Annotated in this window: 13 protein-coding genes and 2 pseudogenes; 6 read left to right on the forward strand and 9 right to left on the reverse strand. The window is 72.3% G+C overall.

Annotation, left to right across the window (positions count from 1 at the left end):
* Window positions 1-218: 218 nt before the first annotated feature.
* From JNW89_RS10170 to JNW89_RS10180, 3 genes and pseudogenes are all read right to left on the reverse strand, one after another.
* Window positions 219-1,940, reverse strand: a pseudogene (locus JNW89_RS10170) (FAD-dependent oxidoreductase).
* Window positions 1,941-2,022: 82 nt separating this feature from the next.
* Window positions 2,023-3,537 carry a glycerol kinase GlpK gene (gene glpK, locus JNW89_RS10175; RefSeq protein WP_238448699.1) on the reverse strand — a complete coding sequence of 505 codons (1,515 nt, stop codon included), beginning with the start codon at window positions 3,535-3,537 and terminating at the stop codon, window positions 2,023-2,025.
* Between the two features lie 47 nt (window positions 3,538-3,584).
* Entirely contained in the window at window positions 3,585-4,418 is an 834-nt protein-coding gene (locus tag JNW89_RS10180) for an MIP/aquaporin family protein (RefSeq protein ID WP_238448700.1), read from the reverse strand.
* A gap of 193 nt (window positions 4,419-4,611) precedes the next feature.
* Between JNW89_RS10180 and JNW89_RS10185 the strand changes: the two genes are divergently transcribed.
* Together JNW89_RS10185 and glpK (JNW89_RS10190) are read left to right on the forward strand one after the other, a co-directional pair.
* The gene (locus tag JNW89_RS10185) at window positions 4,612-5,379 is read left to right on the forward strand and encodes an IclR family transcriptional regulator (RefSeq protein WP_238448701.1); all 768 of its coding nucleotides are present in this window, start codon (window positions 4,612-4,614) and stop codon (window positions 5,377-5,379) included.
* Between the two features lie 40 nt (window positions 5,380-5,419).
* On the forward strand, window positions 5,420-6,943 hold the full coding sequence (gene glpK, locus JNW89_RS10190; RefSeq protein ID WP_238448702.1) for a glycerol kinase GlpK: 1,524 nt from the start codon (window positions 5,420-5,422) through the stop codon (window positions 6,941-6,943).
* Between the two features lie 133 nt (window positions 6,944-7,076).
* Here the strand turns inward: glpK (JNW89_RS10190) and JNW89_RS10195 are convergent, their stop codons facing one another.
* Complete coding sequence (locus tag JNW89_RS10195; protein ID WP_238448703.1) at window positions 7,077-8,405, reverse strand: RICIN domain-containing protein; 1,329 nt, start codon at window positions 8,403-8,405, stop codon at window positions 7,077-7,079.
* 220 nt (window positions 8,406-8,625) lie between these two features.
* Here JNW89_RS10195 and JNW89_RS10200 point away from each other — a divergent pair, with 220 nt between their 5' ends.
* A complete protein-coding gene (locus JNW89_RS10200) occupies window positions 8,626-9,273 on the forward strand; it encodes a hypothetical protein (protein WP_238448704.1) in 648 nt (215 codons plus the stop codon).
* A gap of 238 nt (window positions 9,274-9,511) precedes the next feature.
* On the opposite strand, the gene JNW89_RS10205 is transcribed toward JNW89_RS10200, so the two are convergent.
* The 3 genes from JNW89_RS10205 to JNW89_RS10215 all read right to left on the reverse strand — a co-directional run bounded on the left by JNW89_RS10205 (window position 9,512) and on the right by JNW89_RS10215 (window position 11,011).
* A complete protein-coding gene (locus tag JNW89_RS10205) occupies window positions 9,512-9,757 on the reverse strand; it encodes a hypothetical protein (RefSeq protein WP_238448705.1) in 246 nt (81 codons plus the stop codon).
* The gene (locus JNW89_RS10210) at window positions 9,739-10,566 is read right to left on the reverse strand and encodes a hypothetical protein (protein ID WP_238448706.1); all 828 of its coding nucleotides are present in this window, start codon (window positions 10,564-10,566) and stop codon (window positions 9,739-9,741) included. Before JNW89_RS10210 ends, JNW89_RS10205 begins: the two co-directional genes overlap by 19 nt.
* 208 nt (window positions 10,567-10,774) lie before the next feature.
* On the reverse strand, window positions 10,775-11,011 hold the full coding sequence (locus JNW89_RS10215) for a preprotein translocase YidC (protein WP_238448707.1): 237 nt from the start codon (window positions 11,009-11,011) through the stop codon (window positions 10,775-10,777).
* Between the two features lie 50 nt (window positions 11,012-11,061).
* On the opposite strand from JNW89_RS10215, the gene JNW89_RS10220 reads away from it, so the two are divergent.
* From JNW89_RS10220 to JNW89_RS10230, 3 genes and pseudogenes are all read left to right on the forward strand, one after another.
* A complete protein-coding gene (locus JNW89_RS10220; protein WP_238448708.1) occupies window positions 11,062-11,568 on the forward strand; it encodes a hypothetical protein in 507 nt (168 codons plus the stop codon).
* A 292-nt stretch (window positions 11,569-11,860) separates the two neighbouring features.
* Window positions 11,861-12,355: pseudogene (locus tag JNW89_RS38650) on the forward strand (glycogen debranching N-terminal domain-containing protein); the annotation flags it as partial.
* 37 nt (window positions 12,356-12,392) lie between these two features.
* Entirely contained in the window at window positions 12,393-14,012 is a 1,620-nt protein-coding gene (locus tag JNW89_RS10230) for an amylo-alpha-1,6-glucosidase (protein ID WP_238448710.1), read from the forward strand.
* Window positions 14,013-14,105: 93 nt separating this feature from the next.
* Here JNW89_RS10230 and JNW89_RS10235 read toward each other — a convergent pair whose 3' ends face one another.
* Window positions 14,106-14,633 carry a hypothetical protein gene (locus JNW89_RS10235; protein ID WP_238448711.1) on the reverse strand — a complete coding sequence of 176 codons (528 nt, stop codon included), beginning with the start codon at window positions 14,631-14,633 and terminating at the stop codon, window positions 14,106-14,108.
* 14 nt (window positions 14,634-14,647) lie between these two features.
* Complete coding sequence (locus JNW89_RS10240) at window positions 14,648-15,424, reverse strand: hypothetical protein (RefSeq protein ID WP_238448712.1); 777 nt, start codon at window positions 15,422-15,424, stop codon at window positions 14,648-14,650.
* Window positions 15,425-15,751 lie beyond the last annotated feature (327 nt).

Here is a 15,751-nt window from a genome sequence, read left to right on the forward strand (position 1 = left end):
ACCGTCGATGATCTGGTGTCCGAGCGGCCAGCCGAGCCACTGCCCCACTGCGGACGACGATCGATGATCTGGTGTCCGAGCGGCCAGCCGAGCCACTGCCCCACTGCGGACGACGATCGGCAAGATCGTGCGGCCCACCCAGGTCGAGCTGCGTGGTGACCTCTTCGGGGCCGCCGAAGAGGTCACCACGCAAGACCCACTGACCCGCCGGAGTCCGCTCAGGCTGCCATGGCCGCCGCCGGCACCACGTCGGGCGTGCCCAGCCGGACGCGTCGGCCCCCGCGTCGTCGGGCTGCTCGTGCGCGGCCCGCTCGGCCCGGACGCGCGCGWMGTGCGCCACCTCCCGGTCGACCCGCTCGTCGTCCCAGCCGAGGACCGGCGCCATCAGCGTCGCCGCCGGCCGAGCGGCCAGCAGGCCACGGTCGAAGGTCTCGATCGAGATGTGGGTGCGCCGGGTGAGCACGTCCTCCAGGTGCAGCGCCCCCTCGGCGGACGCCGCGTAGACGACCTCCACCCGCAGGTAGTCCTCCGCGCCGTCGAGCGGCTCACCGAGCGTGGGATCCTCCCGCAGCAGCGCCAGAATCTCGTCGACGGCGGCGCCGTAGCGCCGCAGCAGGTGCTCCACGCGCTCGGTGTGCAGGCCGAACTGCTGCGCCAGCCGGCGCCGCTGGTTCCACCGGGCGACGTAACCCTCGGCGCCGAGCAGCGGCACCCGGTCGGTGCAGGAGGCGGGTACCGCAGCGCCGAACCCGCGCACCGCCTCGTCGACCGCGTCGCGCGCCATCACCCGGTACGTCGTGTACTTGCCGCCGGCCACCACCACGAGCCCGGGCGCCGGGCTGACCACGGTGTGCTCCCGCGACAGCTTGGCGGTCGCCTCGGACTCCCCGGACAACAGCGGGCGCAGACCGGCATACACGCCCTCGACGTCGTCGCGGGTCAACGGGGTGGCCAGCACCGCGTTGACGTGCTCCAACAGGTAGTCGATGTCCCGGCTGGTCGCCGCCGGATGCGCCTTGTCCAGGTCCCAGTCGGTGTCGGTGGTGCCGATCAGCCAGTGCCGGCCCCACGGGATCACGAACAGGACGCTGGATTCGGTACGCAGGATCAGGCCGGTGCTGGACCGGATCCGGTCGCGCGGGACCACCAGGTGGATGCCCTTGGAGGCGCGCACCTGGAACTGGCCCCGCTCGCCGACGAGGGCCTGGGTGTCGTCGGTCCACACCCCGGTGGCGTTGATGACCTGCCGGGCGCGCACCTCGAACACCCGGTCGGTCTCCAGGTCGTGCACCCGCGCGCCGGTGACCCGGGCGCCCTCGCGCAGCAGACCCACGACGCGAGCCCGCGACAGCGGGTGCGCCCCGTGCGCGGCGGCGGTGCGGACGAGGCAGGTCACCAGCCGGGCGTCGTCGACCTGCGCGTCGTGGTACTGCAGGGCGCCGACCAGCGCCTCCGGCCGCAGCGACGGGCAGGCGCGCAGCGCCCCCGCGGCGGCTCAGATGCCGGTGGGCCGGCACGCCGCGCGCATGGCTGCCGGAGAGGCTCATCGCGTCGTAGAGCAGCACGCCCGCGCGCGCGTACAGGCGTTCCCAGCCCCGGTGGCGCAGCGGATAGAGGAACGGCACCGGGCGGACCAGGTGCGGCGCGAGCCGCTGCAGGAGCAGACCCCGCTCGCGCAGAGCCTCGCGGACCAGCCCGAAGTCCAGCATCTCGAGGTAGCGCAGACCACCGTGGATGAGCTTGCTGGACCGGCTCGACGTGCCGCTGGCCCAGTCCCGGGCCTCGATGAGCCCGACCGACAGGCCGCGGGTGACGGCGTCGAGAGCGCAGCCGGCGCCGGTGACGCCGCCGCCGATCACCAGGACGTCCAGTTCCTGACCGCTGTCGAGGGCGGCCAGGGACCGCTCACGGGCGGCCGGTGACAGTGTCGCGGAGTGCATCCGTCTTCTCTCTCCTGGGAGGGGTGGGGGCGGCCGGCGACGGGCGCCGGCCGCCCGGATCCTTGCGGGGGTGGGGCAGGCGTCAGTCGACGTCGACCCAGTCGAGGGTGCGCTGGACCGCCTTCTTCCACCGGCCGTAGCCGTTCTCGCGTTGCTCCGGCGACCAGGTTGGCTGCCAGCGCCGGCTCTCGTTCCAGTTCTCCCGCAGCTCGTCGGTGTTCTTCCAGAACCCGACGGCCAGGCCGGCGGCGTACGCCGCGCCGAGCGCGGTGGTCTCGGCGACCACCGGCCGGCTGACCGGCACGCCGAGGATGTCCGCCTGCATCTGCATGCACAGGTCGTTGACGGTGACGCCGCCGTCGACCTTGAGGCACTCCAGGTGCACCCCGGAGTCCTGCTCCATGGCCTCGGCCACGTCGCGGCTCTGGTAACAGATGGACTCGAGGGTGGCCCGGGCGATGTGGGCGTCGGTGTTGAACCGGGAGAGGCCGACGATCGCGCCGCGGGCGTCGGAGCGCCAGTACGGGGCGAACAAGCCGGAGAACGCGGGCACGAAGTACACCCCGCCGTTGTCCGCCACCTGGCGGGCCAGGATCTCGCTCTGTCCGGCGTTACTGATGATCTTGAGCTGGTCGCGCAGCCACTGCACGGCCGAGCCGGTGACCGCGATCGAGCCTTCCAGCGCGTACACCGGGGCCTCGTCACCGAACTGGTAGCAGACCGTGGTGAGCAGTCCGGCCTTCGACCGCACGATCTCCGTGCCGGTGTTGAGCAGCATGAAGTTGCCCGTGCCGTAGGTGTTCTTCGCCTCGCCGGGGGCGAAGCAGACCTGCCCGACCGTGGCGGCCTGCTGGTCGCCCAGGTCACCGGTGAGCGGGACCGCGCCGTTGAACGGGCCGTTCACGGTGCTGCCGTACGAGCGCGGGTCGGACGACGGCCGGATCTCCGGCAGCATGGCCCGGGGGATGTCGAAGAACGACAGCAGCTCGTCGTCCCAGTCCAGCGTCTCCAGGTTCATCAGCATCGTGCGGCTGGCGTTGGTGGGGTCGGTGACGTGCACCCCGCCCTCCGTGCCGCCGGTGAGGTTCCACAGCAACCAGGTGTCGGTGTTGCCGAAGATGGCCTCGCCGCGCTCGGCGGCCTCGCGGACCCCGTCGACGTTCTCGAGGATCCACTGGATCTTCCCGCCCGAGAAGTACGTCGCCGGCGGAAGGCCGGCCTTGCGCCGGATGACGTCGCCCTTGCCCTCGCGTTCCAGGGCCGAGGCGATCCGGTCGGTACGGGTGTCCTGCCACACGATGGCGTTGTAGTAGGGCCGGCCGGTCCGGCGGTTCCACACGACCGTGGTCTCGCGCTGGTTGGTGATGCCGAGCGCGGCCAGGTCGGAGGCGGTCAGGCCGCGCTCGTTCATCGCGGTCTGGATGACCGTCTGGGTCCGCTCCCAGATCTCGAGCGGGTTGTGCTCCACCCAGCCGGCCTGCGGCAGGATCTGCTGGTGCTCGAGCTGGTGGCGGCCGACCTCGTTGCCGCCGTGATCGAAGATCATGAATCGGGTGCTGGTGGTGCCCTGGTCGACCGCGCCGACGAAGTCAGCCATTCGGGTGTCTCCTTCTGTGTTCGTCGTGAGGATTCAGGTCGGCGATGTCAGACGCGGGCGAGCTCTTCCTCGGCCGGAGTCTTCTCGGTGGCCAGGGCGCCCGGCTCCAGCTCGTCCTCGCTGGGCAGGAAGCGGCCGATGATCAGCTCGTAGAGGCCGGCGCCGATGACGCCACCGACGAGCGGTCCGACGATGGGCACCCAGAAGTACGGATATCCGCTGGTGTCCTGGAAGGCCGTTTCGTACCCGGTCAGGAACGAGGCGAGGCGGGGGCCGAAGTCGCGGGCGGGGTTGATGGCGTAGCCGGCGTTGGCGGCGAAGGCCATGCCGATCGCCACCACGATCAGGCCGACGATCAGCGGGGCGAGGTTGCCGGCGGGCAGCGAGTTACGCGCGTCGGTGACCGCCAGGACGAGGAACAGCAGGATGGCCGTGCCGATGATCTGGTCGCGCAGCGCGCCCCACTCGGACACACCGGCGCCCGGCAGGGTGGAGAAGACGCCCTGGCTCTTGCTGGTCAGGCCTGGATCGAACCGGGACAGCACCTCGCTGTAGTTCCAGCGGATGATCAGGGCCGCGACGAACGCGCCGGCGGTCTGGGCCAGCGCGTACGGCATCACCTTGCGCCAGGAGAAGCCCTTGAAGACCGCCAGGGCGAGGGTGACCGCGGGGTTGAGGTGCGCGCCGCTGATCCGGCCCGCCACGTACACGCCGAGCGTGACGCCGAGGCCCCAAGCCCAGGCGATGCTGTCGAACTCTCCGGTTCCCGCCGCGGCCACCTGGGCGACCACGCCCACGCCGAACAGGATGAGGATCGCGGTGCCGGCGAACTCGGCGGCCAACTCGCCGACGAGCCCGGGGACTTTCAACCGTTGAGCCATGGGTGCCTCCAGAGGTGGTGGGGGGTGACGGCCCTCTTCGTCTGGGGGAAGCGGAGGGCCGGTCGGTAACGCTGCGGCGTCGGACGTCACCGTGCCGTGAACCGTAGGAAACACTCGAGGCCGGGTCAACGAACCCCGGTCGACAATGTCGAACACTGTTGCGACGGCCGGAATGCCGTTAGCATTCCGGCCCATGCCGGGTCAGGTGCAGTCCATCGCGCGGGCCGCGGCGATCCTCCGCCTGCTCGCCAGCAGCTCCGGCCGGCTCGGCATCGGGGAGATCGCCCGCTCCCTCGACCTGCCCAAAGGCACCGCGCACGGCATCGTCCGCACCCTGCAGGACGTCGGCTTCGTGGAGCAGGACAAGACCTCCGGCAAGTACCAGCTCGGGGCGGCGCTGCTGCACCTGGGCACCAGCTACCTCGACGTCAACGAACTGCGCTCCCGCTCGATCAACTGGGCCGACCCGCTGGCCGCGCGCAGCGGCGAGGCCGTCCGCATCGGCACCCTGCTGGACGGCAAGGTGCTGGTGGTCCACCACGTCTTCCGACCCGACGACACCCTCCAGACCCTCGACGTCGGGTCCCTGCTGCCCCCGCACGCCACCGCGCTCGGCAAGGTCCTGCTCGCCTACGACGTCGGCGCCGCCAACGCCGCCATGCAGGGCGAACCTGAGCCGTACACCCGGCGCACCGTGGTCACCGCCCGGGCCCTCAGCCAGGCCCTGACCAAGATCCGGGACAACGGCTGGGGCGCCGAGATCGAGGAGATGACCCTCGGCGAGGCCGGTATCGCCGCACCCATCCGCGGCTACGGCGGCCTCGTCGTGGGCGCGATCGGGCTCTCCGGCCCGGTCGACCGCGTCTGCGACGGGCAGGGCCAACCCCGCCCGGCGCTCGTCGCGTACGTCCGCGACGCCGCCCGCGCGGTGTCCCGGGATCTCGGCGCCGCACGCTGGTGATCCGTCCACCTGCTCCCCGCCAGGCCAGAGAGGACGAGGAATGACTGACAGCTACGTCGTCTCCATCGACCAGGGCACCACCTCGACCCGCTGCATCGTGTTCGACCGCCGGGGCAACCTCGTCTCGGTGGCGCAGCGCGAGCACCAGCAGCACTTCCCCCGGCCCGGCTGGGTGGAACACGACGCGCTGGAGATCTGGCGCAACGTCGGCAAGGTGGTGCCGCGGGCCCTCGCCGAGGCCGGCATCGTCGCCGGCCAGGTCGCCGCGATCGGCATCGCCAACCAGCGGGAGAGCACGGTGGTGTGGGACCGGCGCACCGGCGTCCCGGTGGCGCCGGCGATCATCTGGCAGGACACCCGCACCGACGCGCTGGTGGAGACGCTGGCCCAGGCGCCCGGCGCCGAGGCCGTCCGGCAGCGCTGCGGACTGCCGCTGACCACGTACTTCTCCGGCCCGAAGCTGCGCTGGCTGCTCGACCACACGCCCGGACTGTACGAGCGGGCCGACCGCGGCGAGGTGCTCTTCGGGACGATGGAGAGCTGGTTGATCTGGAACCTCACCGGCGGCCCGGACGGCGGCCTGCACCTGACCGACGTGACCAACGCCAGCCGGACCATGCTGATGGACCTGCGCACGCTCAGCTGGCACCCGGACCTGCTGGCCTTCTTCGGCATCCCGGCCGCCATGCTGCCCGAGATCCGCTCCTCGTCCGAGGTGTACGGCAACGCGACCGCCGTCCTGCCCGGCGTGCGGATCGCGGCGGCGCTCGGCGACCAGCAGGCCGCCCTGTTCGGCCAGACCTGTTTCGCGCCGGGCGACGCCAAGTGCACCTACGGCACGGGCAGCTTCCTGCTGCTCAACACCGGCACGGAACCGGTGCACTCCAGCCACGGGCTGCTCACCACCGTCGGCTACCAGATCGGCGGCCAGCCGGCGGTCTACGCCCTCGAAGGCTCCATCGCGATCACCGGATCCCTGGTGCAGTGGTTCCGCGACCGGCTGGAGCTGATCAGTACCGCACCGGAGATCGAGACCCTCGCCCGCACCGTGGACGACAACGGGGGCTGCTACATCGTGCCGGCCTTCTCCGGGCTGTTCGCGCCGCACTGGCGCAGCGAGGCGCGCGGGCTCATCGTCGGGCTCACGTCGTACATCACCAAGGGGCACCTGGCCCGCGCGGTGCTGGAGGCCACCGGCTGGCAGACCCGCGAGGTGGTCGACGCGATGAACGCCGACTCCGGCCTGGCGCTGACGGCGCTGCGGGTGGACGGCGGGATGACCGCCAACAACCTGCTGATGCAGTTCGTCGCTGACGTGCTCGCGGTGCCGGTGGTACGCCCGATGGTCGCCGAGACGGTCTCCCTCGGCGCGGCGTACGCCGCCGGGCTGGCGGTCGGCTACTGGCCCGACCTGGAGGGACTGCGCAGCAACTGGCACCTCGCCTCCCGGTGGGTGCCCCAGATGGACGACGCCGTCCGGGCCGAGGAGCGGGACAACTGGCAGCGCGCGGTCGAGCGCACCTTCGACTGGATCAAGCCTGCGGCCCGAACCGGCAGCGGATGACCCATCACGGCGCACATCTCCACCTGGGGCTCGATCGCGGCGCTTCCGGTGTTCGCGTGGGAGGTCAGCCTCGCCGCGTACCTCATCCTCAGGGAATCCGAGCCGTCCACACCGCCGCTGCGAGCCTCGTTGCTCACCAGTACGTGTTGAGCTCCCGGATCAGGTCCCAGGTCGCTCCACCTTCGGGCTTCTGGTAGAAGTCGACCGCGACGTAGTTGGGCTTGCGCCGCGCCGATGGGCCACAGATGTGCCGCACCCGGTCCGACAGCTTCGCGCCGTTGTCGGCGGTGGCCGCCCACTCGGTCGGGATGTTGCGGTAGTGGTTCATCACGTGCAACCGCCGGAATCCCGGTTCCTCCTTCGGCAGCGGGACCCCGGCCCACCGGCTGTAGCAGTCCAGCGCGCCGCCACCCTCCAGGGACCAGTAGTTCTCGGCGGTCCAGTCCCGGTCGTACATCACGCCGAAGCCGTCCCGCCCCGGACGTTGGGAGAAGATGAGCAGCCGGCGGTTGCTCGACACCAGGTCGGACAGGCGCGGCCAACCGTGGTCGCGGACGCCGGACCGGTCCGGATGAAAGAGCAGGCCCGGCAGGCCGGGCACCCGCTCGACGGCCGAGCGCAGCTCGTCCACGCTCGTGTAGTCCTCGAGGAAGACGGTGACCACCGCGTCCCGGTTGCCGTCGAGGAAGCTCACCACATCCCGCAGTCCGTCGCTCAGCGTCCGCTCGTTGCCCCAGCACGTCCCGTGACACATCCGCACGTCGCCGCGGTAGGCGTGCACGTCCAGTTGCAGCCCTCGGATGCCGTGGTGGAGCTGGTCGCGCAGCCGGTACGACTGGTTCGGAAAGCGCCCCCAGAACCCCTCGTCGGTGTTGGCCATCGCGTTGTGCGCCACGAGGAAGCTCAGCTGGTCCAGGCGGGGGTCGGCGGGCATCGCGCGGCGCGGCACCGCCAGGTCGGTGAGGTACCACTGCGCGCCGGTCCCACCGTTGGTGCTCACCACCAGTTCCCGCCCGTTCGTCGGCGTCTCGTTCCACACGTGCAGGTGCAGATTCCCGGCCGGGTTCGTGATCCGGTAGCGCTCGCCGCCCAGCGCCTGGAAGGCCCAGTCGGTCAGCCCGTCGGCGCAGCGGCGCAGGACGACCCGAGCCAGCTCGCCGTCGTGCTCCCGGCCGAGGCAGAACGCCGGATCGGTGACGGCTTCGATCTGGTGATGGCTGCCAGCCCGGCGCAGGCGCCACTGCTGGGCACCGGAGCCGTTGTACGTCCACTCCTGGATCTTCCGGCCGTCCCGCATCTCGCCGCCGTCGACGTCGACCATGCGCCCGTTCGGCACGCTCTGGATCGTCAACGGCCCGGCGATGTGCGGGGCGTCCAACGCCGCCGAGGCCACCCCGGGCACCGCGGTCAGCCCGACGGCACCGACGACTCCCACCAGCAGACCAGCCAGTGCCCTGCGCATGCGTCCTCCACCCGGCCAGCCACCGCACCTTGGCACCGGTGGGCGGCGTGAGACATCGAGGTATCGGAGCATATCCATGTAGAAGAGGTCGCCCGAAAGTGGGAGCCCCGGCCCACGTGGCATCGTGAGGTAGCCCACTTCTGTCCTTTGCGGACTCGTATGTCCACATTCGATGACTACCGTTCGGCTGTCCGGTCCGGCGGCACGGAGGGAACAATACATGCGCAAGCGGACGGCCCTGGTGGCCATCGTCCTGGCGGGAATCGCGGTCGCCGTGCCCGCCGCCCCGGCGGCGGCGACACCCGCTGGCCCCGCGGGCAGGGTCTGTGTCGACGTCCGCCTCGACGCGACGCTGCCGGCCCCTCCGGACGGAATGCTCACGCAGCAGTCGATCACCGTGGACGAGAACTGCGTCGTGCGGGCCGGCGCGGCCCGGTTGCTTCCCGTGCCGTCGTCGCGGGAGAGCAACGGCGACCGTCGGCTGCGGGTGTGGTCGGAGATGTACGACTGCTGCGGCATCCTGATGAACGCGCTCTACGCCACGCACGGTTGGCGCACGGCCGACGGCCGGGTCAGCCAGGTGGACACCGGCGTGGACACCGCCTGGAACCGCGAGCCGTGGGGTGGTGGCTGGCACCTGGCGCAGTCGTCGGAGGCCGGCGGCTGCGATCGGCCGTGCTCCACGGCACACCTGGAGCAGCACGCCGAGTTCGGTTACCGGGGTGTCTTCGACGTGACTGGCACGTGGTACCACAACAACCACGACCTGGGCGTGACCCTGACCGGTGACGGCACCGCCGCGTGCGAGCTGCGCGTCACGGCCCGGCACTGGTTCGTCGGGTGGACCTGGATCCGCGGCTGCGGCTGACCCCGCCCCGCTCCCGTCCCGGACGTGCTGCTCGACCGGACGGAGCACCGGAAACGCTCGTGGCTTCACCCGATGGTCCGGGGTGCCCTCGGGCAGCGCTGTCGCCGTAGGCCGGTCGGTTCGATCCGGACACGCAGATCGGGCGGACAGGCCCCGCTCCGGGTCGCTGCACCACCGACCGCGGGCGGGGCCTTTCGCCGGTGCCGCGGCGGTGACCCGCGCGACGCCGCCCGGTGGGCTACCGGGTGGTCGCGCAGCTGCCGTCGGAGTCGGTGTTGCCGCCGAGGTCGACGATGCGGGCCCGGACGGCTCGGCAGTTGCCGGGACCACTCCGGCTGGTGTTTCCGCTGACCACGGAACCCTTCAGCTCCACCGCGCCGGGTCCGGACCGGTCGTCGGTGCTCCCCGGCAGGTAGGCCAGGGTGATGTTGATACCACCCCCGCCGTCCTCGGCGTAGTTCTCGGTCACCTCGGAGTCGACCACGGTGACGGTACGTACGCCGCGGACGTCAATGCCACCGCCCAGCCCGGCCAGTTCCCCCGGGCGGGTGGGGTCGTGCGGATTGCTGACCCTGTTGCGGGTGATCGTCGACCGCTCGACCAGACCGATCGAGTCGAACCGCAGCCCGCCGGCCTCACCCGCCTCGTTGTCGTCCACCAGGCTGTCGCGCAGGGTGAACGACGTGAACGGGATGCTCTGGACCGCGCCGCCGAAGCGGCGCTGTTGCCGGTGAGCCGGACCCGCTCCATCGTGAGGTCGGAGGCGTTCAGCGCGGCGCCCCCGCCGTAGTAGTTGTAGACCGAGGCGACCGGGGTTGACACGCCGCCGGTGATGGTGACGTCCGAGATGGTGGCCGGTCGCAGGACGGTGAAGATCCGGTCGAGCCGGCCGCCGTCGATCACCGTACGGTCCCGGCCGGCGCCCACGATGGTGGTGGGCTTGAAGATCTTCAGGTTGCCGTGCGCGGTGTCGGCGAGGGTGTAGTCGGTGAAGGCGTGGCCGGCCAGCGGCGGGATGCGCAGGGTGTACCGCCCGGCGGGGAGCACGATGGTCGAGTTCGACTGTGCGTTGGCCTCCATCACCGCAGCGCGCAGCGTGCAGGCGCCGTCGGCGGTGCGGCACCGCCCGTCCCCGGGCGCCCGATCGGGAGCGTCGGAGGTGCTGTCCACCTCGAACGTTCCCGGCGGGGTCACCGCACTGCCCCAGGCGGGGGCACCGGGGACGGCGACGACGGTCAACGACAGGGTCAGCGCGCCCGCGGCCAACCGCGGCGCATTCATCAGGTTCTTCATGCGCCAATAGCTACCGCCGGGTAAGCCCGCCAAACGAGCGGAGACGCCCAAAGGGTGTGAAGCATCGCATCCGGCCGGTTAACCATCGGTTCATCACGGTCCCCTAGCGAGGCGACAGGGGGCCGCCGGGTACTGCTGGTTCTCCGCCGTGGAGTGCGGTGGGGTGAACGCCGGGCTGATCGCGTACCGCTGTCAACCGGTGGACGGGTCAGCGGGTGGCGTCCGGGTGCCCGGGCATGCTGGAGCCGCCGCCGCTGCCGCCGGACGAGCCACCGGCCACGCCCGACCCGTCGTCCTCGGTGACCAGGTCCGGACGTACGTCGGTGTCGTCCGGGGCCGGGACCTCGGTGTCCGCCTCCACCTGCACGAGCCGGGCCTGGCCCACCTCGTCCTCGGCGTTCTCCGGATCGACCGGCTGCTTCCCTTGCCGCACGTGGTACCCCACGGCCGTCTCCCGTCGGTGGCGGATCTGTCCGGCGACGGCTACCCGTCGCCGTGGGGACGAAACCTCACCCGCAGGGCGGCTGCCCGGTCGAGGTGCGGCAGCCGACCGGGCCACCGGCGCTCGGCATCGCGGCGGGGCGGCGGGCGGGCGCGGCCCGTGGCAACATGCCGGGCATGGTCCGTGGGCTCGACGTACGCCGCCTGGCGGCCATCGACGTGTGGGGATCGGCGGGCGCCCGGTGGCGGCGGTGGGTCATCCTCGCCGAGTTCCTGCTGGGCGTCGTCGGCGGCGGCACGCTCGGCCTCGGCCTGCTGTCCTCGGGCGGCGGCGCCGGGCGTACGGCGGTCGGGCTGTGGTTGACCGGCGTGGCCGCCAACTACGTCCCGTTGTCGGTGCACGCCCTCACCCTCGTGCGTCCGGGGGCCCTCGATGCCGAGATCGAAGGGGTCGACGTCCCCGCCGAGCTGCGCCACTACACGACGGCGCAGCTCTGGGTGGCGGTGCCGCTGCTGCTGGTGGCGCTCGCCGCCAACCAGTGGCGCCGCCCCCGCCGGTGACCCGGCCGCCAGCCCCCGACCCGTCACGGGCCGGCCCGCCGAGCGCAGACGCGCGTGCGGGGTGCACTTTCGGAGAAAGAGTGGCCTTGGCAGCCGGGATGACCACTCGTTCTCGGAAAGAGGGCACCGGGAAGCGGCGGGTGTACGGGCGGAGGGAGCGGGTAGGCAGGGCCGCCCGAGCGGCTGCGCCGTGCCCGGGGCCCGCAAACGCAGATCAGGGGGTGGGACCGATGCCGCTCGCGCAGGGTCACCGCGTCCGGCCCGGCCCCCACCACCCGCCGCCGCACCGTCGATGAGCCGGGTTCGGAACCTGCGCGTCCGCCCAGACCTGCTCTACGTGGCGAGCGGGTGGAGCACGCTGGTCACCGACGTGCGGGGCCGGATCACCGGGGCCGGCCCGCAGGGCTTCTTCGCGCGCAACACCCGGGTGCTCAGCGCCGAGCGGCTCACGGTCGACGGCCGGGAACCGGTCGCGTTCAGCACCGCGAACGTGCAGGGGCACGCGCAGCTGTCGTACGCCGAACTCGGCGACGGCGAGGCGCTGCCCTCGCAGGCGGTCTACCTGCTGACGGAACGCTTCGTCGGCGACGGGCTGCGCACCCGGCTGACCGTAGTCAGCTACGCCGCCCGGCTGGTCGCCCTGCCGGTGCGGATCCAGCTCACCGCCGACTTCGCGGACACCAGCGAGGCCGAGACGGGACGCCGCCGGCAGTTCGGCGACGTCGACGCGGCGTGGGACCCGGCGCAGCAGGAACTGTTCCTGACCTACCTGCGCGACGACCTGGACCGGGCGGTGGCGATCCGGGTACGCGCCGACGCCCCCCGTGCGGTACGTCGACGGCGCGCTCGCCGTCGAGGTCACGGTGCCGCCGGGCGGGAGCAGTCGGGTGGACCTGGTCGTCGAGCCGGTCTTCGACGGCGAGCGCCTGGTCGCGCCGCCACCGACCTTCACCGGCCCCACCGGCGCCGCCACGGCCGCCGGCGCCCGCCTCGTCCGCGAGTTCACCCGGTTGAGCAGCAGCAACTTCGACGTCACGGCGGCCTGGCGGTGCGCGGTCGACGACCTGACCGTGCTGCCACTCGGCGAACCGGCCGGGCCGACGGCGCCGATGGCCGGGCTGCCGATCTACCAGGAGATCTTCGGCCGGGACACGATGACGGCGTCCTGGCAGGCGCTGCTGGCCGGGCCGACGATGCTGGCGGACAGCCTGCGGCTCAACGCCCAGCACGTCGGGCGGCGCGTCGACGACCGGCGCGACGAGGAGCCGGGCAAACCGCTGCACGAGGCCCGCCTGGGCCCGGTGTCGGTGCTCGGGCTCGACCCGTTCACCCACTACCACGGCGACTGGTCCACGGCGCCGGACTTCCTGGTCTTCCTCGGGCAGTACCTGGCCTGGACCGGGGATCTGGACACGGTGCGGGAACTCCTGCCGACGGCGCACCGCGCCCTGGACTGGCTCGACCGGTACGGCGACCTGGATCGGGACGGCTTCCTGGAGTACCACTGCCGGGCCCGGTCCGGGCTGAAGAACCAGGGGTGGAAGGACTCGGACACCGCCGTCGTCGACGAGCACGGGCAGGTGGTGTTGAACCCGATCGCGAGCAGCGAACTCCAGGCGTACTGGTACGCCGCGCTGCGGCACGCCGCCGTGGTGTTCGCCGCGACGGGCCGGCCCGCCCTCGGCGCGAAGCTGGTGGCCCGGGCCCGCGCCTTGCGTCGCCGCTTCCACCGGGCCTACTGGATGCCCGATCAGGGCTGCTACGCGATGGCGCTGGGGCCGGACGGGCGGCAGGTGCGGTCGGTCAACTCCAACGACGGGCACCTGCTGACGACCGGCATCGTGCCGACCCGGGTCGCCGGCCTGGTCGCCCGCCGGCTGCTGGCGCCCGACATGTTCAGCGGCTGGGGGGTGCGCACCCTGTCGGCGGCGCATCCGGCGTACAACCCGTTCAGCTACCACCGCGGCAGCGTGTGGCCGGTGGAGGCGGGCACCATCGGTCTCGGCCTGGCCCGGTACGGCTGCTGGGCGCAGCTGCACCGGCTGGCGGAGGGGATGTTCGCCGCGGCGGCGCTCTTCGACGAGCACCGCCTGCCCGAGGTGCTCAGCGGCCTGCCCCGCGACGACGCCCATCCGCACCCGGGCGTCTATCCCGACTCCTGCTCGCCCCAGGCGTGGTCCGCCAGCTCGGTGGTCGCGCTGGTCCAGGCGCTGCTGGCGCTGCGCCCGGCGGCACCGCTGCGGACGATCTTCGTGGACCCGCACCTGCCGGAGTGGCTGCCGGACCTGACGCTGGAGGGCGTACAGGTGGGACGGGCCACCGTCGACCTCACGGTGCGCCGCCGCCGCGGCGGCCGCACGTCGATCCGGGCCCGCGGCGACCGGATAGCCGTGGTACGCCGTCCGACGCTGCAGGCGACGGCGGTCACCCGCCACCGCTCCTGACCAGCGGTGCGCCGCCGGCGCCCGTCGGTCCGGATCGCCGCCGTCGGGCAGAAGGGGTGACGATGCCGTCCAGGAGAGCCGCCTACGAGGACCTCAGATGGCCGTGGCCTTGGCGACCTTCCACTCGCCGTCGACCGGGACCAGCGTGAGCACCACGCGGTTCTGGTCGACCTTCTCCCCGGCGGTGTTCACGTTGCGCCGGAACTGGTTGAGGTACACCAGCAGCTCGACCCGGTCGGTGGTCGCGGTCACCACGCCCGTCGCGGACACCTCCGCAGCCACGACCGCCTGCTGCTTCGCGGCGGTCTGCTTCAACGCCGCCGTGGTCTGCTCGTACTCCTTGCCGAAGGAGCCGGTGGCGAAGCTGCGGCCGTTGGCGACGCTGTCGTCGAAGGTGCGGTAGTCGTAGGAGAAGATCGCCTTGGCGGCGGCAGGCGCGGTGGCCAGCGCCTGACGTACGGCGGTGTCCCGCTGCTCGGCGCGGTGGTCGCCCCACCAGGCCAGACCGGCGACGGCGGTCGCGAGCACGATCGCGACGACCAGAGCCGGGACGAGCCCGATCCGGGCGGCGGGCCGCCGGAGCACGCGCGGCCGTCGCGCGAAGTCGACCAGGGTACCCACGGGTCCTCCCTCTCTCATCCGACGAACTGCAGGCGGGACACCAGCCACCGGCCGGAGCCCTTGTCGTGGACCATGTCCATCTGGATCCGGTAGTGCGACGGCCGCCCCTCGGGCGACTTGACGTTCTTGACGGTGGCATCGACCGCCACCAGCACGACCGCCCGGCTGCGGTCACCGGAGACCAGCCCGGCCCGCAGCACCGACCCGCGCGAGTCGACCTTGTTCTCCACCACCGCGGCCCGGACCTGGGACTGGCCCCGGCTGAACTCGTCCTTGAAGTCACCGGTGGCCCCGGCCGTGATCCGCTGGATGTCCCGGTCCACGCTGGCCGCGCTGACCGAGACGAAGTTGACGCTGGCCTGCTTGGCGGCGGCGATCGCCTCCTGGCGGGCCTGGTCCGTCGCCCGGTCGACGTACCACCGGTGACCGGTCACACCGGCGGCGGCGAGGGCCGCGGCGAGCACCACCACAAGCAGGACGATCAGCGGGCGCCGCCGTCGCGTCGGCGCCGGGGTGGCCCGCTTCTCGGCGGGGCGGCCAGCGGCGGCCTCCTGCGGAGCGTCCGCGTTCGCCGGGTCGTCTCCGGCCGCCGACTCCGCCGGCTCCTCGACCGGTTCCTGGTCGAGCCGCTTCAGCAGGTCCTCGATCGGCTGCTCCGGCTCAGGAAGCTGACGGGGGACCATCCGGCGTTGCGCCGCCCGACCCGGCACTCCAGGCTTCGCCCCCTTGATGACTTTCAGCGTGTGGTTCCTGCGTGCCTGCATCGCCACCTCCTTCTTCGCGCCGGTCACGGGGTCACCCCGGCGAGCAGCAACTGCTTCCACGACTGGTCCCCGGACATCCGGGACTGACCACCGGTCCCGCCGAACTGCAACGGTCGACCATCGGCGCCGAGCACCAGGCCGGTCGCCGGATCGTACCCGCCGGTGGTGGTTCCGGCGGTTGGCGCGGCGCCGGACGAAGCCGGGCCGGCGGCCGGTTCCCGGCGGCCCCCGGGTCGGGGGGCGGTTGGCGTTGCCGCGCACGCTGGCGCCGGCCGCCCGCTCCCCGGCGTCGCACTTCGCGTTGCCACATCGTACGTCTGAGCATCGATCGATGTACAGCTACGTACGTCTGAG

This window comes from Micromonospora sp. 4G55 (assembly GCF_016803375.1).

Excerpts from the sequence above, each read along its gene's own strand:
- glpK (WP_238448702.1), top strand. The coding sequence starts at position 5,420 with ATGACTGACAGCTACGTCGTCTCCATCGACCAGGGCACCACCTCGACC.
- JNW89_RS10200 (WP_238448704.1), top strand. The coding sequence starts at position 8,626 with ATGCGCAAGCGGACGGCCCTGGTGGCCATCGTCCTGGCGGGAATCGCG.
- JNW89_RS10180 (WP_238448700.1), bottom strand. The coding sequence starts at position 4,418 with ATGGCTCAACGGTTGAAAGTCCCCGGGCTCGTCGGCGAGTTGGCCGCC.
- glpK (WP_238448699.1), bottom strand. The coding sequence starts at position 3,537 with ATGGCTGACTTCGTCGGCGCGGTCGACCAGGGCACCACCAGCACCCGA.
- JNW89_RS10185 (WP_238448701.1), top strand. The coding sequence starts at position 4,612 with ATGCCGGGTCAGGTGCAGTCCATCGCGCGGGCCGCGGCGATCCTCCGC.
- JNW89_RS10195 (WP_238448703.1), bottom strand. The coding sequence starts at position 8,405 with ATGCGCAGGGCACTGGCTGGTCTGCTGGTGGGAGTCGTCGGTGCCGTC.
- JNW89_RS10210 (WP_238448706.1), bottom strand. The coding sequence starts at position 10,566 with ATGAAGAACCTGATGAATGCGCCGCGGTTGGCCGCGGGCGCGCTGACC.